A 21319-nucleotide genomic window follows, 5' to 3' on the forward strand; every position below is an offset into this window, starting at 1 on the left:
GTAGAGAAGGCGTTCCTTGCCGGAGGTTGGGTTAAAAAGGGCTGTCTTTGCCCAGTTCGTTACAGATCTCGACAATGGCGAGCGAGAGACCTGATTTTATTATTTGTTGCTGGCGTTGAAGTTGGAGTTGATAAAACTCAAGGTCGATGTCGTCATCAGGTTCGTTGACTTCTAATTGCACCATGCCCATTTTCTTTACCAGATGTAGCTTTTTGATTGGCTCTAGAATATTTGGATCAGTGAACTCGTAGTCGGATGCATCGCTATTAAGTCGGTTTTTAAGCTTAATGATGTCTTCAATATCATGATAAATATCGTCTGGGAGGACGCCTAAGCCAAATAGGAGTTTCAAACGAACGGAGAGATCGCCCAGCGGTCCGGAGTCTTGCAGTAGGGGACCAACAACCGATTGCACGGCGAAGTTATCTTTACGAAAGATCCTTTGTATTAGCCCGTCGATGGAATCGTTAAAAACGTCGACGGTCGCAATAAAGAAGCCACGTACCGATGGTGCGCTGTTGAGTCGTTCAATGATCTCGGTTTCGTTGATGTTATCTGCCATATACTGAGTAACTGTTTAACATTATATTTATGGGGAGCAGAGCTCCCCTTGATTCGATTAAAGCTGGTGGTAAATCACTTCGATTTTAGCCACTTCAACACTGTCTTCAGCCAGGCCAGTGTACGTTGCTAGCGTTTTCTTTACGCCCACGGCTTTTAATGAGGTTTGTAATTCCACCGCTTGTGGGTCGGTGTCGTTAGTGTACTTCAAGGCAGCGGCAATGCCTTTCAAAAGTGTTTTATTTTCAGTGCCATACTCGATTGTACCGAGTAATGGCTTCACTAATCTATCATTTGCACCCAATTTACGAATTGGTTGTCGTCCAACGCGATCCACTTCATCCACTAAATATGGGTTGGCGAAGCGACCTAGAATCTTTTCGATGTAAGCGTTGTGCATATCACGGTCGAAGCCGTAACGACGAATCAACACTTCGCCACTTTCCTGCATTGCTTGTTTTACTTCAGCATGAATGCTTGGGTCTTCAATTGCTTCACGAATGGTACGGTGCCCTTTCAAACAACCTAAATAAGCGGTAATGCAGTGACCTGTGTTTAGGGTGAACAGCTTACGTTCGACAAAGGCCATTAGGTTGTTGGTCTTTTCCATGCCTGAGATGTCAGGGATTTCGCCCTTGAATTGCTGTTCATCCACAATCCATTCACTAAAGCTTTCTACCGTGACTTCTAGTGGGTCATCGTTGGCGGCTTCTGCTGGTGGCACGATGCGATCGACTGCTGAATCAACAAAGCCAACCAACTCGTCTGCCTTTGTGTGCAGCGATTCATCCAGATGTTTGTATACTTCGCCTTTTAGGTGTGTTGTGCCACGCACCATATTTTCACAGGCGATGATGTTAAGTGGCGCGTCATTACCAGCTTCAAAACGTTTGGCGATACCTTTTGCGATGGTTTTCGCGATGATATCTAATACGTTTGGACCGACCGCTGTGGTAACTAAATCGGTTTTGACGATGCGATCAATCACGTCATCACTGGCTGAGTTTACGGCTGTGACGTGGGTAACGGTGTCGATTTTGCACTCAGTACCGACCACTTTCACTTTGTATTCTTGTTTGTGGCTGAGCTGGTCTACCAACGGCGCATCAACGTCAGCGAAAGTGACCTCGACTTCTGCGTCTGCCAAGAGTTTACCGATGAAACCACGACCGATGTTACCTGCACCAAAATGAACTGCGTTTTTCATAATTCTTACCTACCAATATCTGAAAATGTTGACTTACGAAACTAGGGTGAGGCCAACCGCATAGGGGGTGACAGCTGACCTCGTTTGCCTCAGGAGCAAATTAAAGGAGCAATTAAGCCGCTTGTTGACCGCCAAGGATGTTCAGAATTTCTTCTACATCGTTGGTGCTGGTTAGCTTCTCAATTGCTTCCGGCTCATCGAGCGCGTTCGTAATGGTGGTGATCACCTGGATGTGCTCATCGTTCTTAGCGGCAATGCCGATAACCAGTTTCGCGACATCGTCGTCATCTTCAGTAAATTGGATACCCGATGGGTATTGGCAGATTACAATGCCAGTTTTCTTCACGCGGTCTTTCGCTTCTACGGTGCCATGAGGAACCGCGATAGATTCGCCAAGGTAAGTTGGAACCAGCGCTTCACGCTCAAACATCGCGTCTACGTATTCTGGTTCTGCGTAGCCAAGTTCAACCAATTTGTTGCCAGCAAAGCGAATGGCTTCTTCTTTGTTGGCTGCTTTCAAACCTAGGTGAATGTTCTCACGCTGGATTTGGAATACCGACGTTTGCTGTGGCTCGAAGTTGTCGTCGTTTGCTGCCACGAGCGACACTTTTACCATTTGGTCGTCATTGGCTGCGGATTGGTTTTGTGCTGCTAGTAGTTTGGTGACTAGCTGGTTGTACATTTCGCTGTCTAGGAAGTTAGTCAATGAAATGTGGTGTGCGTTTGGAGCATGCTTACGTGCACGATCCGTTAAGTCTTTATGAGTAATCACGATATCTGCACTCTCTGGTAAGCTGTTAATGGCAAGGTTGGTTACGTGGATGTTCAGACCTGCGTCTTTAACCTTTTTACGTAGCATGCTCGCGCCCATTGCACTCGAGCCCATGCCCGCATCACACGCGACAATGATGCTTTGTACTGTCGCTAGGTCTACGTCACCTTTGCTTTGGCTGTTTACCACCGCATCGTTTTTAGATGCAGATTTCATGTCTTTCATTTGTGATGTTGCTTTCTCTAGTGCTGCTTCATCACCGTCTTCTTCTGTTGACGTTTGTGTCTTCATTAGCAGTGCTGCTACGGCGAATGACACGCCTGTTGCCGCTGCGATAGACGCTAGAACACCAACGATTGAACCTTTCTGAGTCATCAACAAGATTGCAAAGATTGAACCTGGTGATGCTGGAGAAACGATACCTGCGTTAAACATAGTTAGAACGAATACGCCAGTCATACCGCCTGCGATAGCCGCAAGGATTAGGCGAGGGTTCATTAGGATGTATGGGAAGTAAATCTCGTGGATACCGCCGAAGAAGTGGATGATTGATGCACCACCTGCAGTTTGACGAGCCGTACCTTTACCAAACACCATGTAAGCTAACAGGATACCTAGACCAGGACCTGGGTTCGCTTCGATCAAGAAGAAGATCGATTGACCAGTTTCAGACGCTTGCTGAATACCCAGTGGAGAGAAGATGCCGTGGTTGATTGCGTTATTTAGGAACAGGATCTTCGCTGGCTCAACAAAAATAGAAGTCAGTGGCAGAAGGTGCGCTGAAACAAGGAAGTTTACGCCAGCTGCCAATGCGCCTGAAAGCACTTTGACAAATGGGCCGATAAGGAAGAAAGCCAGAATGGCGCACAGCATACCGATGATGCCCGCAGAGAAGTTGTTGACCAACATCTCGAAGCCGCTTTTTACTTTACCGTCGATGTAGTTATCGAATTTTTTGATTGCCCAGCCGCCCATTGGGCCAACCATCATTGCGCCCATAAACATTGGGATGTCGGTACCGACGATCACGCCCATGGTTGTGATTGCACCAACGACCGCGCCGCGATCGCCGCCCACTAATTTACCACCGGTGTAACCGATCAGTAGTGGCAGCAAGTAAGTGATCATAGGACCAACCATGGAAGCTAACGTCTCATTTGGTAGCCATCCGGTTGGGATAAATAGAGCAGTGATAAAGCCCCACGCGATAAACGCGCCGATGTTAGGCATTACCATGTTTGACAGAAAACGACCAAAATTTTGTATCTTGATCTTGGCATCTGGTGATATCATAACAATTCCCCGTTCGATGTTCTGATGAATATGTTGTCGTAAACGGTTCGCCAAAACCGCTTGTTTGATTGCTTAGTACCCAATCAATTTACCACACATTTTCCAATTGGAACTGACGACGGGTTTTTCGTGATCAACCCCCGCATTTCTTCGGATGAAAAGCATTTTTTAAGTGATGATGATCAATTAATTGATATGTAACTTAATAACAAAAAATGACTTTCAAATCTGTCAATAAAAATATTAGTGATCAATTCGATCCTCTGACAAATATAAAATCAAAATTCATTGTGATTAAGATCACCTTTAATTTCTTTTTCAATTCAAATTAAATACTCTAAATGATCAATGTCACATTTTGCTTGAAGTCAGGTTTGATTGGAAATGTGATCTGTAACCATTTTGAGGTTTTGTGAAAGTTTATAACGTGAACGTTTGTGCGATGTTGGCGTTTTGTGGATTAAAGCTTGAGATGACAGGCCTTTTTGCGATGAGTTTAACTAAACAATTTGTTTTTAATGTCTTATGGGTAAATAACGCATCACGCTGCTCGCGTTGTGTTGTTTACAGCGATTTTGAGCAGCGCGATACCTCCGACGACGGTTAATGGTTTAGAGCTAAATACTCGCGCGCGTTTCCACTGCCCATGTAACGTGCAAGCGTTTTCTCAGGCACATCGCGTAAATCCACCATAATCAATCCATCCAGTGCGTTGTTAAACGCCGGATCGACGTTAAAACACACCAACTTACCATTCAAACTCAAATATTGGCGCAGTAATACCGGAACGCCTTTGCCTTCGTCAATCCGAGCGATCACGCGAGATAGCAACTGTAAATCTCCCAATGCGGTTAGCATGCTGGTATTCCAGTTTAAGTTGGTTTCTGGCAGTGGATTTGACGGAGTGACGTATTCGGCGCAGTCGTTGTCGTAGTGGTGTAGGGTCATCGATTGTGCCAGCAACTGACGCGCGGTATGGCTGTAATCGTTGCTGATGCTCACTGGGCCAAATAAGTGCGTGTATTCGGGATGTTGATGGACAAAAGTCGCTATGCCTTTCCAGAGTAAGAGTAGGGCACTCATGCTTTTTTGATATTGCTCGGCAATCACAGAGCGACCCATTTCAATCGACTTGCCCATTTGATCGAGAAAGCCTTGGTCATAGTTGAATAAGGTGCGCGAATACAATCCTTCTACGCCATATTTCGCCAATAATTGATCAACTAATCCAAGACGGTAAGCACCTACCATGCATTGGTTCTCACGATCCCACACAAATAGGTGCAGGTAATCATGATCGAAATGATCGATGTCTATCGCTTGCCCGGTCCCTTCGCCAACTTGACGGAAATTATGTTCTCGCAAGCGGCCAATTTCATGCAGGAGAGATGGGATCTGCTGCGAGCTGGCGCAATATACGTCGAACTCGCCACTTTGAAGTAATTGGGTTTCTGACGGTAAGCTGTGCAGCTCTTCAAGCAATTGGCCTATGGGTAACCCTGCTGCAATAGGTAAGAGAGCATTGTCTGAGACCGTTTGCTGAGTGGCACTTACATCGCGGTTAAGCAGGTAGGTGTTAAGCCTCAGATAATTGACGATCTGATCATCATTGAGGTTATTGAGTTCTTTAAACTTGATTGCTTGCCCAAAGGACAACTCAATGGTTTTTGCGCTCTTGTTGAGCAGCTCTCTTCCCAACATCAAGGTGCGTAAAAGAGGGTGGATTTTACCTGCCATGTAAAAGCGTTTTGAGTTCTGCCCACGAATGAAGACGGGAACAGTGGCGGCTTTGTTCTTACGAATTAACGCACTGACACTGCGGCTCCATTCTTTGTCTTCTAAACGCTGTTGTTTGGCATCCACTAACTGCGACACTTCACCCGCAGGGAAAACCAATAACAAGCCGCCATTCGCAAGGTGTTTGTTGGCTGCTCTGAGGGCCTTCATATTGGATTTGACGGCGTCTTTGCCTTCGAATACGTCGACACCAATAAAAAGTTGGTCGAGCTCTGGTACGGTTTTTAGGTACTGATTCGCTAAAATTTGGATATCGTCTCGTATCATCAATAGTAGCTCGGCGAGAATCACGCCTTCAACACAACCGAGAGGGTGATTCGCCACAATGACGGTTGCGCCTTGCTTTGGCACTGCGTCGAGCGAACCATGGGCAATGCGATAGTCGATCCCCAAAATATCCAGCGTAAATCGCAAGAAAGTTTTGGTATCCGCATTCACGGGGCGTTGGGCGTAGAATTTATCGAGCTGACTTAAACCCGTTGCCCATTCTGCAACGTTTTCACCAATGCCGAACGGCGTTTTACGAGGGAGACGAAAAGGGGTTGAACTATCCATATTTACCTCAGCATACAAGTGGCTGATCGGATAGTAGAAATTACAGATGACAGTTCAGAGGCAAATCCATGAGCCTTTGGTGACAAACTGGTGAAGCTTTGTTGACCAAAGGCGAGGGGATAGGGACGTATTAGCGTTACGTTTTGTCGCCAGCAAACATCAGGATACTCAGAGAGTTGAGCGTTTCACCGAGACTTTCTAGTGAGCTCAATACCTGTTTGGTCGGCTCATTGTCTAGCAGAATACGACCATCAAAGCGTTTCCCTTCGCATTGCTCTTCATCGCACATACCCGCTTGGGGTTCTTGTGTTGAGTTGTCATCCATTACTAAGTCGTCAGTACTCAAACAAGTCGTTGAGACAAATAATCCGCTCAGAACTACCAGCCATTTTATTTTCAGCATAATCTTAAAAAACACAATAAAACACCGTTCAATTGTAATTTATTCTATTCACCATTTCGAACGATATGACAAAAACTTGGCTTTAGGTCGCCATTTTCTGGCCATAGTTGAGCTATGTTATCGATACGACGAATTGTTACTTTTGGCGAAATTAGGAGGATGAATGGAGAAGATTTCCAATAAAGCGTCAATATGGCTCGGGCTGTGTCTGATAATTGGTTTAGGAGTATTGGGCTTTTTTATTCAGCAAACGGCAGTCAAATACAAAGCCTATGAACGAGTGGTAACGGTGAAGGGATTGTCTGAACGAGAGTACTCTGCCGATACAGTGATCTGGCCAATTCAGTTCACCTTAGCGAGTAATGATATGGGGGCTATGTTTGATGACATCGATCAGCAAACGCGTTTGATTCTGGATTTCTTAAGTGCTAAAGGGCTCCCTGAAACGAGCGTTTCCCTTTCTTCTCCTGCTGTCATTGACCGAAAAGCACAGCAATACGGGAGTGAGCAAGATATCGAGTTTCGTTATTTAGCCTCGCGGACGGTTACGGTTTATAGTCAAAGTGTCGATGTGGTTCGAGCGGCAATTAATGAGATTGGTGAGCTAGGAAAACAAGGTGTACTGCTGAATCAGGACCCTTACGCGAACCGCATTGAGTACAGCTTTACTAAGCTAAATGATGTAAAGCCAGATATGATCGAAGAGGCGACGAAAAACGCCCGCGAAGTGGCGCAAAAGTTTGCGAAAGACTCACAGAGTTCACTGGGTAAGATCAAACGTGCCACGCAAGGGCAGTTCTCGATTTATGACCGAGATAGCAACACGCCTTACATTAAGAAAGTACGAGTGGTCTCAACCGTTCAGTATTACTTATCGGATTAAAATAATAGTCAAAAAGCCGCTCATCGTGTGAGCGGCTTTCGATAAGACGAGAGCTATAGGATAGGATTAATATCTTGCTCTGTATGCTCACCTTCGACCACATCAACAGGTGTGTAATGTTGATAAATCAGGAAGCCATCTTCTGATGTTTCATGGTTATCTGGTGTATCAACATACGCGGTACAGGTGTACCCAATACTGTAGGTGCCTGGGCCAATGTAACCAAACTCGTAGCTGTAGGTTGTATTACCTGCTTCGTCTTGCGACTCATTCACGTTAGCTACTGCAACTGGCGCTTGGAGTGGTTCCATCGCGCCCATATCGCCCATGGTTGAGCGATCCATCGAACCTGCGTAAAGATAGACTGAGTGAACGGCAGGAACGTCATTTATTGCATTTGATGCTGCACTGTCTGCTTCACACGCTTGATACTGAATTTCACTGACTTCACCACTGATATGACTTGATTCTGATGCGTTTACTAAGCTTACCGCATTAGAGTTCATGTTCATGTAATCTTTGCCTGTTGGATCTGCCAGGCCTTTACGCAAATCAAACTCGACAACATAGCTATTATGACCAGTATGAACTTTTACATACTGACCTTTTTGCGAAAACTTCAAGCGACCTTGATCGCTCGTATCTGGTTTAAAACCAAAACAGCTGCCTCGGCTAGGCACAACTAAGCCTTTGATGTTGCCGTCTGTCTTCTCTACGTATGACAGCGTTGTATCGTTTAATTGTTTGCCGTCTTTAGCGTACACACACATAGCATAATCACCAGGAGCGATGTCCTGTTCGTGAATGATCGTTTTAGCGTTACTTCCCTGATATTCCATTAGATCAACTTGGTGTAGTGCTCCATTGTCACTAGCATCTAACAGAATGTGTTCTCCAGTTTGCTCGCCAGTTTCAGGGTCAAATGGTACAAGGACAACATCTTGAAACGCTAAGACGACTTTGTTGGCATCGTCGACAGGAGCATCGGAAACGCTGAGAGAAAAAGTGGCTGCTTCTGTATCGGATGAAGAGTCGTCGCTACCACAGCCCGTCAATAAAAGACCGCCTGAGATGGCAAGTAAAGGGTAGGTATATTTTTTCATTATGACCTCTTGTTTACACTGCTGATAAATGTAAAAGGCTAGTCTCAAAGTCGAGAAATGATGTCATTGTATTGTGATAGAGAGGTCAATCTTCAATGGCGCTATATACAAGTCCTTTTTTATAAAACTAAGTTCTTAACTGTGATGAGGGGAGTTTGATGATAGTCAAGCTGGCTTCGTTCTTATGAGCGTAAGTTAGTATGACTTACTGCTAGAAGGAATTAGTATCATGGCATACAAGCACTTTATTAGAGAACTACTGGGTTTAGCGATCGTTGTCTCTGTCGTCTTTGGCGTTTTAGGTGTGATGTTAGAGCTCTTTGCACTGACGGCACTCTGGGAGCATCAGCAAGCGATAGCCGATGTATTCTTCCATGAATCTCTCTACTTTGTCGTATTTTTAATCCCACCATACTTCCTTTGGAAGTTGATTAACCGCCCTGAATTGGTTTCTGCGGACCAAGCTTATTTAGCAATGAGATTAGAGGCTGAAAGTCGACAATAAGCCGATTGAGTGAGGAGTGAAAAGAAGAGGCTATGAGAAACATCAGCCTCTTTTCTATCTGATTAGTGAGCAAAGTATTCGTTGCTTTATTGATTAAAAAGCCGCTTCTATTGTGCCTTTGAACGTACGATCGAGATAATCACGAATTGCTTGAGATTGGTAAATAGAAACGAATTTTTTATACGCTTCATTATTTTTGTCTGCGTCACGAGTAGCGATGACCATGACGGCCAGTGGTGCGTCTTTTGCTTCAAGATAGATACTTTGTTTCTTCGGGTCTAAACCAGAAGACATTACGTAGTTCATTGTGATCGCAGCCGCGTCTACATCATCCAATGTTCGTGGTAACTGGGCGGCATCTACCTCGACAAATTCAAACGACTTTGCATTTTTTGTAATATCAGTTAGGGCGGCTTTGTGGCCAACACCTTGTTTAAGCTCAATTAAACCTGCATTGGCGAGTAGCAATAGACCGCGACCACCATTAGTTGGATCGTTTGGAATTGCTATGCGTGCATTGTTTGGAAGCTCTTGCAATGAGCGATACTTGTTAGAATAAAGTCCCATGCGCATCAGAATGGATTGACCAATCGACACTAATTGGGCGTCATGACTATTGTTGAAGTTGTCTAAAAATGGTTGGTGCTGATAGCTGTTAATGTCGATGCTACCATCGCTAAGCGCGGCATTGGGTGTCACGTAATCAGAAAACTCGATGACTTCTACATTCAAGCCTTGCTTCGCTGCTTCCTTCGCTACTGCTTCAACTACTTGAGCATGAGGCCCTACGGTTGCTCCCACTTTAATGACAGAGTTATCTTTTTCTCCACAAGCACTTAAGCCAACTACTGCCGTGAGAACCAAAGCTAGTTTCTTTAGGTGACGAATACTTTTCATTGTAACTCCATTTTTGTTTTAGACGTCCATACGTTTACATGTCCATCCTATCAGAAGTCGAAAAAGGGTCAATGGTTTAAATAGCGAGCAGACATTTTGTTTCTACGACTATATAGAAAGATTGGTAATAAGCGAAAAGAAAGAGAGGGTAGAACCGAGGAAGGTAATAAGTTTGAAGTTGTTGATGAGATGAGCAACGAATTACTACACCCATACCCAAAGTCAGCAGACACAAAAAAGGCGTAGTAGGTACTAACCTGCTACGCCTTTCGAAATTTGGTGGCCCCTCGCAGACTTGAACTGCGGACCAATCGATTATGAGTCGACTGCTCTAACCACTGAGCTAAGGGGCCTTAATAGGACAACGATTATAGGGGAAGCGTTGCAAGGTGTCTAGATACCAACTAGGGCAATTGCGCTTAGTTTTTATCCACTTAGCACAGTAGATAATAAAAAAGGTGACCTAAAGTCACCTTTTTTGATTTCTAAAAGCTTGTATGCGCTGCGATTATTCGTCTAGGAAGCTGCGCAGAGTCTCTGAGCGGCTTGGGTGACGAAGTTTACGTAGTGCTTTTGCTTCGATCTGACGGATACGCTCACGAGTAACGTCGAACTGCTTACCAACTTCTTCTAGAGTATGGTCAGTGTTCATGTCAATACCAAAGCGCATACGAAGTACTTTCGCTTCACGTGGCGTTAGACCTGCAAGCACGTCTTTCGTTGCCACTTTAAGGCTAGTTGCTGTTGCAGAATCTAGCGGAAGTTCTAGCGTTGTATCTTCGATAAAATCACCTAGATGCGAATCTTCGTCGTCACCGATTGGTGTCTCCATTGAGATAGGTTCTTTAGCGATTTTCAGAACTTTGCGAATCTTGTCTTCTGGCATCTGCATGCGCTCAGCCAGTTCTTCCGGTAATGGCTCACGACCCATCTCTTGCAGCATTTGACGAGAGATACGGTTTAGCTTGTTGATCGTTTCGATCATGTGTACCGGAATACGAATCGTACGAGCTTGGTCTGCGATTGAACGAGTGATTGCCTGACGGATCCACCACGTTGCGTAAGTCGAGAACTTGTAACCACGACGGTATTCGAACTTATCTACCGCTTTCATCAGACCGATGTTACCTTCCTGGATAAGATCCAAGAACTGTAGGCCACGGTTGGTGTATTTCTTCGCGATAGAAATTACAAGACGCAAGTTCGCTTCAACCATCTCTTTTTTCGCACGGCGAGCTTTTGCTTCACCGATAGACATACGACGGCTGATGTCTTTAATGTTCTGTACGTTTAGAGAAGTCTCTTCTTCAATCATTTTTAGCTTAGCGATTGAACGACGGATTTCTTCTTCGTTACGTTTGATCTTTTCAGCGTATGGCTTGTCTGAAGCAAGAACTTCATCCAACCAAGCTTCACTTGATTCATTACCAGTGAACAGCGCGATGAATGATTTCTTCGGCATTTTGCCGTATTCAACCACAGACTTCATGATCAGGCGTTCTTGAGTACGAACGCGATCCATAGCAGTACGCAGTTCATTCACTAGGTGATCAAACTGTTTAGGCGTTAGACGAAACTCGCGGAATACGTCTAGCATCATTTCATTAGCAACGGTTGCTTTCGGGCTGTTATAGCCGTACTCGTTGATTGCTAATTGAAGATTTTGATAGGTGCTGCGTAGTTGGTTGAATTTCTCTAGCGCTAATTCTGGATCGATACCTACATCTTCTTCAGAATCATCTGAATCGTCATCGCTATCTTCGTCGTCATCAACGTCTTCATCGTCTTCTTCTTCTAACTGAGATTCAGTCAGTTCAGAACCGATGTGTGTTGCTGTTGGGGCAGCGGTGTCGTCAGCATCTGGGTCTACAAAACCTGAAATAAGGTCAGTAAGACGTAGTTCTTCAGCTTGAACTTTGTCAAATTGCTCAAGAATGTACGGAATCGTACCTGGGTATTCAGCAACAGACGATTGAACTTGGTTAATACCTTCTTCAATACGTTTTGCGATGTCGATTTCGCCTTCGCGAGTTAGAAGTTCGACAGTACCCATCTCACGCATGTACATACGTACTGGGTCTGTTGTACGACCAATCTCACTCTCTACGCTAGACAGTGCAGCGGCTGCAGCTTCGGCTGCATCTTCATCGGTAATATTTGTGTCATCGTTCAGTGCTAAATCATCAGCATCAGGAGCAGTTTCTACTACCTTAATGCCCATGTCGTTGATCATCTGAATGATGTCTTCTACCTGTTCTGAATCTACGATTTCAGCAGGTAGGTGGTCATTTACTTCGGCGTAGGTCAGATAGCCTTGTTCCTTGCCTTTAATAACAAGTGACTTTAGCTGTGACTGCGGATTGTGATCCATAGACGGTATCCAACTTCGTAATCTGGTGAAGGAATCAGTATGCGAAATGCAAACCACTTACTATAACAAATTAAATCGTTGCTGACTAATTAAACAGGGTTACGCTTTTAAATCTAGCATAAGTGCTAGCAGCTCCCTTTTCTCTTCGGCTGATAAACCGACACTTCTTGCTTTGGCCTGCAGGTTTTCAATTTGTTTTTCTACGCACTGGGCAATAATTTTATCCAGTGAGTCTAAAAATATTTCTTCTTGGTTGTCCTCATCGAGTGGAATGTCCCAACTCGCGAGACGAGACAGAAGGGTCTCATTTTGGCTGTTTCGCCAATGCTCTAATAATTGGCCTGTGTTGATATGGGGATGCGCTTGGCATTTATCAAGTACATCAACAAATAAACTTAGACCAGGAATGGGTAAATCTCTAACGCTAGTTAGATCTGGCACCATACTTACGTATTGTGGGTTTTGAATCAGTAACGCGATCACTTCTCGCATCGGCGTTCGCTTGATTTCTTTATGAGGTTGAGGCCTTTTATCCTCTTTACCTTGTTTTGAAATTAGCTGCTGTAGTTGGCGTTCATCAACCAAACCCAAACGGCGGCCAAGCAGTTCTCTCAAGTATAGTCTTAAAGTGCCGCCAGGGACTTTGTCGATGAGAGGAACAGCAAGGGTACTCAGCTTTGCCATGCCTTCTTTAGTGCTCATATCGACTTGCTGAGTCAATGAGCTGAACATGAATTCAGACAAAGGCATCGCATTAGACACTTGTTGTTCAAATGCTTGCTTTCCGTTTTGTCGGATATAAGAGTCGGGATCTTCTCCATCCGGCAAAAACATGAATTTTAACTGGCGACCATCAGTTAGGTAAGGCAATGCATTTTCCATGGCACGCCACGCTGCTTCACGGCCTGCGCGGTCACCGTCGTAACAACATACGACGGTGCTTGTTTGCCTGAATAACACTTGCAAGTGATCGCCCGTTGTAGAGGTACCCAATGAGGCAACGGAATAATCTACGCCATATTGAGCAAGCGCGACAACATCCATATAGCCTTCAACCACTAAAATTTGTGGTGGCTCACGGTACGCTTGTAGTACTTCATAAAGGCCATACAACTCTTTACCTTTATGAAATATCGGGGTTTCGGGTGAGTTGAGATATTTCGGTGTCCCATCACCTAATACTCGACCACCAAAGCCTATCACTCGGCCGCGTCTGTCTCGAATAGGAAACATCACTCGACCACGGAATCGGTCGTAGCGGTTGCCTTTGTCGTTTTCGATCAACATGCCGCCTGTGACGAGCATGTCTTGGTTTTCTTTATTCTGGCCAAAGTTCTTACGAACTAAATCCCATTCATCAGCCACATAGCCGATGCCAAATTTCTGGACGATTTCACCAGACAGGCCGCGATCTTTTAGATACTCAATCGCCACTTTACTTGCTGGCTGCTTGAGTTGGTTACGATAAAATTGAGCAATGCTGCCCATTAAGTCGTATAGATTACGTTTTTCACTGCTGCTTGCTTGTGGGCCTGACTGGAACGAACCATTACCGCCGCTACGTTGTTCGCGAGGAACATCTAAGCCCAAGTATGAAGCGAGTTCTTCAATGGCTTCGACGAATTCTAGCCGGTCGAATTCCATCAAAAAGTCGATGGCATTTCCGTGCGCACCACAACCAAAACAATGGTAGAACTGCTTTTCTTGACTGACGCTGAATGACGGCGTCTTTTCGTTGTGGAACGGGCAGCATGCGCCGTAGTTTTTGCCTTTTTTCTTAAGTTTCACACGTGCGTCGATGATATCGACAATATCAAGTCGAGCTAGAAGGTCATCGATAAAACTGCGAGGGATGTGTCCAGCCATAAAACCTAACAAAAAAAGAAGATGATGAGTGGAGTGAATGCCTTAAAAGAATGAGCGTATTGCCCATTGATTTCATTCCATCCATCCAGATACAAACAAGCCGTGCGCTCCAAAGGATAGCACGGCTTGCTGCAATTGGGTGGGGTATCTTAAGCCAGTTTAGCGCGAACTAAACCGCTTACTTTACCCATATCTGCGCGCCCTTGAATTTGCGGTTTCAGAACGCCCATTACTTTGCCCATGTCTTGCATGCCAGCTGCGCCAGATTCAGCAATCGCGTTCTCGATAAGAGCCGCTACTTCTTCGTCTGTCAGTGGTTGAGGCATAAAGTCCTCAAGAACGGTAATTTCTGCTTGTTCCGCATCAGCAAGATCTTGACGACCCGCTGCTTCATACTGCGCTACAGAGTCGCGACGTTGTTTAACCATTTTGGTCAATACTGCAAGAATGTCGTCATCGTTCAGAGTGATCTGCTCGTCAACTTCACGTTGCTTGATTGCTGATAGGGCTAAACGAATAGTACCAAGGCGCAATTTGTCCTTGGCTTTCATCGCTAATTTTTGCTCTTCTTTGAGTTGATCAATCAGAGCCATAACTAAATTCCTTTTGGAGCTCAGTTATTAGTACAGGCGAACGCGACGAGCGTTTTCGCGAGCTAGCTTCTTAGCGTGACGCTTTTGAGCTGCTGCTTTAGCGCGTTTGCGAACTGTAGTTGGTTTTTCGTAGTGCTCACGACGACGCACTTCAGAAAGGATACCTGCTTTTTCGCAAGAGCGCTTGAAACGACGTAGAGCAACGTCGAACGGTTCGTTTTCACGTACTTTAACTACTGGCATATGCCTTTCACCTCAGGGGTTATTCGTTAACGCTGGCATTCAACAGACCAAATCACAATTGTTTGGTCTCTTACCAGCTTGATCAAAAATGGTGCGGAATTTTAATCCGATCACAACTACTTTGTAAAGCCTTTTGTCGATTATTGTCTGTACAAAATTTGTTTGCAGCACCAAGGCGAGGTAATATGACGCCCAAATTTCCTCTATACAGAAAGCATACTGAGAAAACCATGCGCATTATCGGTATTGAAACCTCTTGTGACGAGACTGGCATCGCGATTTATGATGATGAAAAAGGTCTGCTGTCACACAAGCTTTACAGCCAAGTAAAACTGCACGCAGATTACGGTGGTGTGGTGCCTGAGTTGGCTTCACGTGACCATGTAAAGAAAACCATTCCTCTTATTAAAGAGGCACTAAAAGAAGCGAATTTAACTTCGAAAGACATTGATGGTGTCGCGTACACCGCGGGGCCGGGTCTCGTTGGTGCACTATTAGTGGGCGCTACTATTGGTCGCAGTATTGCTTATGCTTGGGGAGTGCCAGCGGTACCTGTTCATCATATGGAAGGTCACCTGTTGGCTCCAATGCTAGAAGATAACCCACCGCCATTCCCGTTTGTGGCAGTGTTGGTGTCGGGTGGTCACTCGATGATGGTCGAAGTGAGAGGCATCGGTGAGTACAAAATTTTGGGTGAGTCAATTGATGATGCGGCGGGCGAAGCGTTTGATAAAACAGCGAAGCTAATGGGTTTGGATTACCCAGGCGGCCCGCTGTTGTCTAAACTGGCAGAAAAAGGCACGCCGGGTCGTTTTAAGTTCCCGCGCCCAATGACTGATCGCCCTGGCTTGGATATGAGTTTCTCTGGCCTGAAAACCTTTACAGCAAATACGATTGCTGCGAATGGCGATGACGAGCAAACTCGCGCAGACATCGCTCTGGCATTTGAAGAAGCCGTGTGTGCAACATTGGCGATTAAATGTAAACGCGCGCTTGAGCAAACAGGTATGAAGCGTATTGTTATTGCTGGTGGTGTAAGTGCTAACCGTCGTTTACGTGCAGAGTTAGAGAAGCTAGCGAAGAAAGTTGGCGGTGAGGTTTACTACCCACGAACTGAGTTCTGTACGGATAATGGTGCGATGATCGCTTACGCTGGTATGCAGCGTTTGAAGAATGGAGAAGTGGCCGATATGTCGGTAGCGGCTCGCCCACGTTGGCCGATTGACCAACTGACACCTGTCGCTTAATCAAACTTATGCGGTAGGTTTGAAATAGATTCACTACGATAAAGGTCTCTGCTCATCAGAGGCCTTTATTTTTAGCTATTCAATGAAAAGCTTCGTTTACACTCTGACTGATGCGAGCAGTTCGGTATCGTTTCAGTGATAGGATAGTGCGGAAGAATAAGAAATGGATATAACAATGAATAAGTTTGAAATTGAAGGTCAGCAACTTGCTTACCTTGATAAAGGTGATGGTCCAGTATTACTGTTTGGTCACAGTTATTTGTGGGATAGCCAAATGTGGGCGCCACAAATTGAAGTTTTAAGCCAGTCATATCGTTGTATTGTGCCAGATTTGTGGGCACATGGTGAGTCAGAAGCGGCCCCTGCATCGACAGAGTCATTAGTTGATTATGCACAACATATGTTGGCGTTGATGGATCATTTGGATATTGAAGAGTTTTCTGTGGTGGGCTTATCTGTTGGCGGCATGTGGGGAGCGGAACTGACGGCTCAAGCACCGCAACGTGTGAAATCACTGGTATTGATGGATACCTTCATTGGTTGGGAGCCAGAAGTTACATATAAGAAGTATTTTTCAATGCTTGATACTATCAGCCAAGTCCAAGCGGTGCCTGCGCCAATTATTGAAGCTGTCGTGCCATTGTTTTTTGCTGATAACGCTGAGCAGGTGAATCCTGAGTTGGTCGCTGCATTCAAACGCAGTTTAGAAAGCCTGAGTGGTGAGCGTGCGGTTGAAGTGGCTCGCATTGGTCGCATGGTGTTTGGTCGCCGTGATGTGATTGAAGATTCGGAAAAATTCGCTCTGCCGACGTTAATTGCGGTGGGCTGTGAAGATAAGCCTCGCCCGGTTTTCGAATCGTATTTAATGAAAGACTGTATCACGGGCAGTGAGTTGGTGGAGATTCCTCAAGCTGGACACATCAGTTGTTTAGAGCAACCTGAGTTCGTCAACCAAATGTTGTTGAACTTCCTGAATCGAGTTCATGCATAACCAATGCATCCCTCTTTAAACGAAAAACTCGGCATTAAGCCGAGTTTTTTTGTGTCAGTTTCTTCTCGCCGATTTTTGGCTCGTCGCCAGACAAAAGCCGCCGAATATTTTGATGATGCTTAAATACGATTAAGCAACACAGCATAGCAACAGGTAACGTGTATTGCGGTTTAAACATCCAAGTATAAAACGGAGTGACCAAAACCGTGACGAGAGCCGCTAAGGATGAATAGCGGAATAGCGCGGCTACTGACAGCCAAGTTAACATCACTAATCCTGTTAAGTCCAAACCAATCGGAGCGATAGCGCCAAGCGCTGTTGCGACACCTTTTCCGCCTTTAAAGTGGAAAAAGATGGGGTACATGTGGCCAAGACAGGCAGCAATGGCGATGACGCCAAGAATGATAGGGTCGATACCAAGAAAGTATCCGCCCCATACGGGGATGGTGCCTTTGAGCATATCGCACAACAAGACTGAAACAGCGGCTCCTCGTCCGCCAATACGCAATACGTTCGTTGCTCCAGGGTTGTTGGAGCCTACACTGCGTGGATCTGGCAGTTTTAAGAGTCGACAGATCAAAACCGCACTGGAAACCGAACCCAGTAAATAGGCGGCCATTGTCATTATCAGTGCCAGTGCGTCCATAGAAGTCCTTGATGGATTGGAATTTAATGCTCGGTTCCCGCGTAGTTGCTATCATACCTCGAATTCACATAATGCAGAAATCCTCACTGTGATAGAGCTTGCATTATGTGATTTCTTGTATATAAAGATGCTTTCGCAGTTTATACCTAAGTAACATTGTGATGACCCAAGTAAATGTTACTTAGGTATAGAATACTACGATCAAATTACCCCTCACGGGTATCCGACCTCTGTAATAGAAGGACATAAGATGGCTCTGGATAAAGTTTTTATTGAACAATTAGAAGTAATCACCACGATTGGCGTGTACGACTGGGAACAACAAATTAAACAAAAGTTGGTTCTGGATATCGAAATGGCGCACGACAATAAGCCTGCGGGTAAAAGTGATGATGTGCAAGATGCGTTGGATTACTCGCAAGTGAGCGAGGCGGTACTGAGCCATATTGAAAATGGTCGTTTTCTGTTGGTTGAGCGCGTAGCCGAAGAAGTGGCAGAGCTTATCATGCAGCGTTTCTCTGTGCCTTGGGTGAAAATCCGTTTAGCAAAACCTGGTGCAGTGCCACAAGCACGTGCTGTTGGTGTCGTGATTGAGCGAGGTCAAGCATGATCACCACCTATATCGGTGTTGGTACGAATGTAGAAAGAGAGCAACATGCGCTCGCTGCGTATCAGGAGCTGCTACAGCTTGGAGAAAGTCTCCTCGTATCGCCGGTATATGAATGTGAACCTATTGGCTTTAGCAGCCAGAACTTCTACAACTTTGTCGTTGCAATGCGTACCGAGTTGTCATTAGAAGAGTTGAGTCATCAGCTACGTGAGATTGAATTTAAGTGGGGACGCGAAGAAAATGCGCAAAAGTATCAGGATCGAACACTGGATCTCGATATAGTGTTGTTCGGTGAATGTGTCTCCAAGAAAAAACCTGAGCTACCTCGCAGTGATATCTACAAATATCCTTTTGTCACAAAGCCTCTGTATGATCTCGAACCTCAATTAGTGATCCCAGGCGATGGACGCACAGTCGCAGATATTTGGCATGCAATGCAGCCAGTCGATTCACTCAAACTTGTTTCTTTTTCATTTTTAATTTGAGTTGTTTACATGAGTTATTTTGAAGCCTTTATTCTGGCTCTGATTCAGGGTCTGACAGAGTTTTTGCCTATTTCGAGCTCTGCCCATTTGATCCTGCCCTCCGCCATTTTGGGATGGGAAGACCAAGGTCTAGCTTTTGATGTTGCTGTTCACGTCGGTACATTAATGGCGGTAGTGATCTATTTTCGCCATGAAGTGATCACTCTGTTCCTGGCATTATTTGCTTCGATCTTTAAAGGAGATAGGAGTAAAGAAGCAAAACTTGCTTGGATGATCGTGATCGCCACGATTCCAGCTTGTGTGTTTGGCTTGTTGATGAAAGACATCATTGAAGTGTATCTACGTAGCGCTTATGTCATCGCGACCACAACGATCGTATTTGGTTTGTTGCTTTGGTGGGTAGACAAAAACGCTAAGTTGGTTGCGGATGAATACCAAACGGGTTGGAAGAAAGCCGTGTTTATCGGTATTGCTCAAGCCTTAGCGATGATTCCTGGAACGTCGCGTTCAGGGGCGACCATTACGGCTGCACTTTACCTTGGCTTTACTCGAGAAGCGGCTGCGCGCTTTTCATTTTTAATGTCGATCCCCATCATTACATTGGCTGGTAGCTACTTGGGCATGAAGCTAGTGACCAGTGGTGAACCTGTCCATATTGGTTTCTTGCTGACTGGTATCATCACATCGTTTATCAGTGCGTACATCTGTATCCACTTCTTCTTAAAGATGATTTCACGCATGGGCATGACACCGTTTGTGATTTACCGTCTGATTCTAGGTTTCGGCTTGTTTGCGTTCTTGCTTAGCGCCTGATAACGCGACGGATTGGCAGCTTGCTTAACCGCAAGCTGCATACCTAAACCACAACGTCATTCTGAACAGCGACGAAGGAGCGAGATTCAGAATCTTCTCTCCGAGTTTCTTGTGGCGTTGGTCACTTCTAAAACTTCCCTGCGTGCTGATATTAGATTCCTAGTCTCGCTAAGGCCCGCTGGAATGACCTGGCATGAATACAATTCGGTTAATTAATCTGAGCTCAGATCACTTATTCAAAGCGACTCTTACCGCTTCAATCCGTCTCTTTTCTTGTTCATCACGTATTGCCGGGCCTTTAAATCCATCCTTAATGATGCTCTGAACATCTACGGCGGCTGCGGCTTGATAAGCGCGGGTAAAAATCTCAGCTTGAGGATAAGGCTTCTCTTCTAACCCTTTTCGACCTGCATGGTCAGCCTGACAGCATATTAAAATATCTTCTAAGCGCTCAGCTTTGCGCCACACATCGAATTTGTTGAGTATTTTTATGATGGTTTGCGGCTTTAACTCGGCTGCGCGATGGATATTGGAGTGCTGTTCGCACACCATCAAGGCTAAATCACGAAACTCATTCGGCACCCGGACACGCTCGCACAGCTTTTTGATCAGTTTTAATCCTGTATGACAATGCATTTTGTGGCTTGGCCATTCGCTCTCTGGCGTCACCCCTTTGCCCAAGTCATGCACTTGAGCGGCAAATCTGACGGGGAGTGAGTCACTCAATCTTGCGGCTTGCTCTGCCACCATCAAAGTATGGATGCCTGTATCGATTTCTGGATGCCATTTTGCTGGTTGAGGCACGCCAAATAGTGCATCAATTTCAGGTAAAACAACGGCCAATGCACCACAATCTCTTAGAATCGATAAGAAGATATCAGGGCGAGGGGTGGAGAGGGACTTATGCCATTCTTGCCAAACACGCTCGGGAGTCAGTGTGCTCAGCTCCCCAGACTCTGCCATGTGGCGCATTAACTGCATGGTTTCGTCGGCAACCGTAAAGTCTAGATCAGCCAGCTTGGCAGCAAAGCGAGCGACACGTAAAACGCGTAGAGGATCTTCGACAAAGGCGTCTGAGACATGGCGTAGTAGTTTATTATTGAGATCTTTCTGGCCGCCGTAAGGATCATGGAGCTTACCTGCATCATCCATTGCCATTGCATTAATGGTTAAATCACGACGAATTAAATCTTCTTCTAAGGTGACACTTTGATCAAAGAAACACTCAAAGCCAGTGTAACCAGAGCCTGATTTTCTTTCTGTTCGCGCAAGTGCATGTTCTTCTTTACTTTTTGGGTGCAAAAATACAGGAAAGTCTTTACCAACGGCGGTGTACCCTTGGGACAGCATCATCTCGGGAGTCGCACCTACGACCACCCAGTCGTTGTCATAACTATCAATTCCGAGCAATTTATCTCGAACTGCGCCACCTACTAAATAAACTTGCACGAATTACCTCTTAATTTATTGATATGCCG

21 protein-coding genes and 1 tRNA gene are annotated in these 21319 nt (G+C 45.3%); 8 read left to right on the forward strand and 14 right to left on the reverse strand.

Going from position 1 to position 21319, the window contains the following annotated elements:
* Positions 1-31 precede the first annotated feature (31 nt).
* The 3 genes from LIX84_RS13790 to LIX84_RS13800 all read right to left on the reverse strand — a co-directional run bounded on the left by LIX84_RS13790 (position 32) and on the right by LIX84_RS13800 (position 3833).
* Entirely contained in the window at positions 32-562 is a 531-nt protein-coding gene (locus LIX84_RS13790; RefSeq protein WP_226421539.1) for an MltR family transcriptional regulator, read from the reverse strand.
* Positions 563-619: 57 nt separating this feature from the next.
* Positions 620-1768, reverse strand: coding sequence for a mannitol-1-phosphate 5-dehydrogenase (locus tag LIX84_RS13795; RefSeq protein WP_226421540.1), 1149 nt, complete (start codon positions 1766-1768; stop codon positions 620-622).
* A 112-nt stretch (positions 1769-1880) separates the two neighbouring features.
* Positions 1881-3833, reverse strand: coding sequence for a PTS mannitol transporter subunit IICBA (locus LIX84_RS13800; protein WP_069542553.1), 1953 nt, complete (start codon positions 3831-3833; stop codon positions 1881-1883).
* Positions 3834-4245: 412 nt separating this feature from the next.
* Here LIX84_RS13800 and LIX84_RS13805 point away from each other — a divergent pair, with 412 nt between their 5' ends.
* Complete coding sequence (locus tag LIX84_RS13805) at positions 4246-4440, forward strand: hypothetical protein (RefSeq protein ID WP_226421541.1); 195 nt, start codon at positions 4246-4248, stop codon at positions 4438-4440.
* Here LIX84_RS13805 and LIX84_RS13810 read toward each other — a convergent pair.
* Complete coding sequence (locus LIX84_RS13810) at positions 4437-6185, reverse strand: lysophospholipid acyltransferase family protein (RefSeq protein WP_226421542.1); 1749 nt, start codon at positions 6183-6185, stop codon at positions 4437-4439. The genes LIX84_RS13805 and LIX84_RS13810 overlap by 4 nt on opposite strands.
* 136 nt (positions 6186-6321) lie before the next feature.
* On the reverse strand, positions 6322-6588 hold the full coding sequence (locus LIX84_RS13815) for a hypothetical protein (RefSeq protein ID WP_226421596.1): 267 nt from the start codon (positions 6586-6588) through the stop codon (positions 6322-6324).
* Between the two features lie 163 nt (positions 6589-6751).
* Between LIX84_RS13815 and LIX84_RS13820 the strand changes: the two genes are divergently transcribed.
* Positions 6752-7471: an SIMPL domain-containing protein gene (locus tag LIX84_RS13820; RefSeq protein ID WP_005392213.1), complete on the forward strand. Its 720-nt coding sequence runs from the start codon at positions 6752-6754 to the stop codon at positions 7469-7471.
* Positions 7472-7524: 53 nt separating this feature from the next.
* Here LIX84_RS13820 and LIX84_RS13825 read toward each other — a convergent pair whose 3' ends face one another.
* A complete protein-coding gene (locus LIX84_RS13825; RefSeq protein WP_226421543.1) occupies positions 7525-8574 on the reverse strand; it encodes a DUF4382 domain-containing protein in 1050 nt (349 codons plus the stop codon).
* Positions 8575-8803: 229 nt separating this feature from the next.
* Here LIX84_RS13825 and LIX84_RS13830 point away from each other — a divergent pair, with 229 nt between their 5' ends.
* Positions 8804-9079, forward strand: a complete 276-nt coding sequence (locus LIX84_RS13830; protein WP_048626615.1) for a hypothetical protein — start codon at positions 8804-8806, stop codon at positions 9077-9079.
* A 93-nt stretch (positions 9080-9172) separates the two neighbouring features.
* On the opposite strand, the gene LIX84_RS13835 is transcribed toward LIX84_RS13830, so the two are convergent.
* The 6 genes from LIX84_RS13835 to rpsU form a co-directional block, all read right to left on the reverse strand.
* Positions 9173-9976, reverse strand: coding sequence for a MetQ/NlpA family ABC transporter substrate-binding protein (locus LIX84_RS13835; RefSeq protein WP_226421544.1), 804 nt, complete (start codon positions 9974-9976; stop codon positions 9173-9175).
* A 277-nt stretch (positions 9977-10253) separates the two neighbouring features.
* Positions 10254-10329: transfer RNA gene (locus tag LIX84_RS13840), tRNA-Ile, on the reverse strand.
* A gap of 155 nt (positions 10330-10484) precedes the next feature.
* Positions 10485-12347: an RNA polymerase sigma factor RpoD gene (gene rpoD / locus LIX84_RS13845; protein WP_005395986.1), complete on the reverse strand. Its 1863-nt coding sequence runs from the start codon at positions 12345-12347 to the stop codon at positions 10485-10487.
* Between the two features lie 99 nt (positions 12348-12446).
* Positions 12447-14213 carry a DNA primase gene (dnaG, locus tag LIX84_RS13850; protein ID WP_005379719.1) on the reverse strand — a complete coding sequence of 589 codons (1767 nt, stop codon included), beginning with the start codon at positions 14211-14213 and terminating at the stop codon, positions 12447-12449.
* A gap of 149 nt (positions 14214-14362) precedes the next feature.
* Positions 14363-14806, reverse strand: coding sequence for a GatB/YqeY domain-containing protein (locus LIX84_RS13855; RefSeq protein WP_005395984.1), 444 nt, complete (start codon positions 14804-14806; stop codon positions 14363-14365).
* A 27-nt stretch (positions 14807-14833) separates the two neighbouring features.
* Positions 14834-15049, reverse strand: a complete 216-nt coding sequence (gene rpsU, locus LIX84_RS13860; RefSeq protein ID WP_001145625.1) for a 30S ribosomal protein S21 — start codon at positions 15047-15049, stop codon at positions 14834-14836.
* A gap of 230 nt (positions 15050-15279) precedes the next feature.
* On the opposite strand from rpsU, the gene tsaD reads away from it, so the two are divergent.
* On the forward strand, positions 15280-16296 hold the full coding sequence (tsaD, locus tag LIX84_RS13865) for a tRNA (adenosine(37)-N6)-threonylcarbamoyltransferase complex transferase subunit TsaD (protein ID WP_054867238.1): 1017 nt from the start codon (positions 15280-15282) through the stop codon (positions 16294-16296).
* Between the two features lie 175 nt (positions 16297-16471).
* Positions 16472-17287 carry an alpha/beta fold hydrolase gene (locus LIX84_RS13870; RefSeq protein WP_046874009.1) on the forward strand — a complete coding sequence of 272 codons (816 nt, stop codon included), beginning with the start codon at positions 16472-16474 and terminating at the stop codon, positions 17285-17287.
* Positions 17288-17321: 34 nt separating this feature from the next.
* On the opposite strand, the gene plsY is transcribed toward LIX84_RS13870, so the two are convergent.
* Positions 17322-17933 (reverse strand): glycerol-3-phosphate 1-O-acyltransferase PlsY, encoded by a 612-nt coding sequence (plsY, locus tag LIX84_RS13875; RefSeq protein ID WP_005379857.1) that lies wholly within the window; start codon positions 17931-17933, stop codon positions 17322-17324.
* A 250-nt stretch (positions 17934-18183) separates the two neighbouring features.
* Between plsY and folB the strand changes: the two genes are divergently transcribed.
* The 3 genes from folB to LIX84_RS13890 are packed head-to-tail and all read left to right on the forward strand — an operon-like array spanning position 18184 to position 19841.
* Complete coding sequence (folB, locus tag LIX84_RS13880) at positions 18184-18543, forward strand: bifunctional dihydroneopterin aldolase/7,8-dihydroneopterin epimerase (protein WP_005395977.1); 360 nt, start codon at positions 18184-18186, stop codon at positions 18541-18543.
* Complete coding sequence (gene folK, locus LIX84_RS13885) at positions 18540-19028, forward strand: 2-amino-4-hydroxy-6-hydroxymethyldihydropteridine diphosphokinase (RefSeq protein WP_225461771.1); 489 nt, start codon at positions 18540-18542, stop codon at positions 19026-19028. Before folB ends, folK begins: the two co-directional genes overlap by 4 nt.
* Before the next feature lie 9 nt (positions 19029-19037).
* Positions 19038-19841, forward strand: coding sequence for an undecaprenyl-diphosphate phosphatase (locus tag LIX84_RS13890; RefSeq protein WP_054867240.1), 804 nt, complete (start codon positions 19038-19040; stop codon positions 19839-19841).
* 228 nt (positions 19842-20069) lie between these two features.
* Here LIX84_RS13890 and LIX84_RS13895 read toward each other — a convergent pair whose 3' ends face one another.
* Positions 20070-21290 carry a multifunctional CCA addition/repair protein gene (locus LIX84_RS13895; protein WP_226421545.1) on the reverse strand — a complete coding sequence of 407 codons (1221 nt, stop codon included), beginning with the start codon at positions 21288-21290 and terminating at the stop codon, positions 20070-20072.
* Positions 21291-21319 lie beyond the last annotated feature (29 nt).

This window comes from Vibrio sp. E14 (genome assembly GCF_020515785.1).
GTDB classification, from domain to species: domain Bacteria; phylum Pseudomonadota; class Gammaproteobacteria; order Enterobacterales; family Vibrionaceae; genus Vibrio; species Vibrio diabolicus.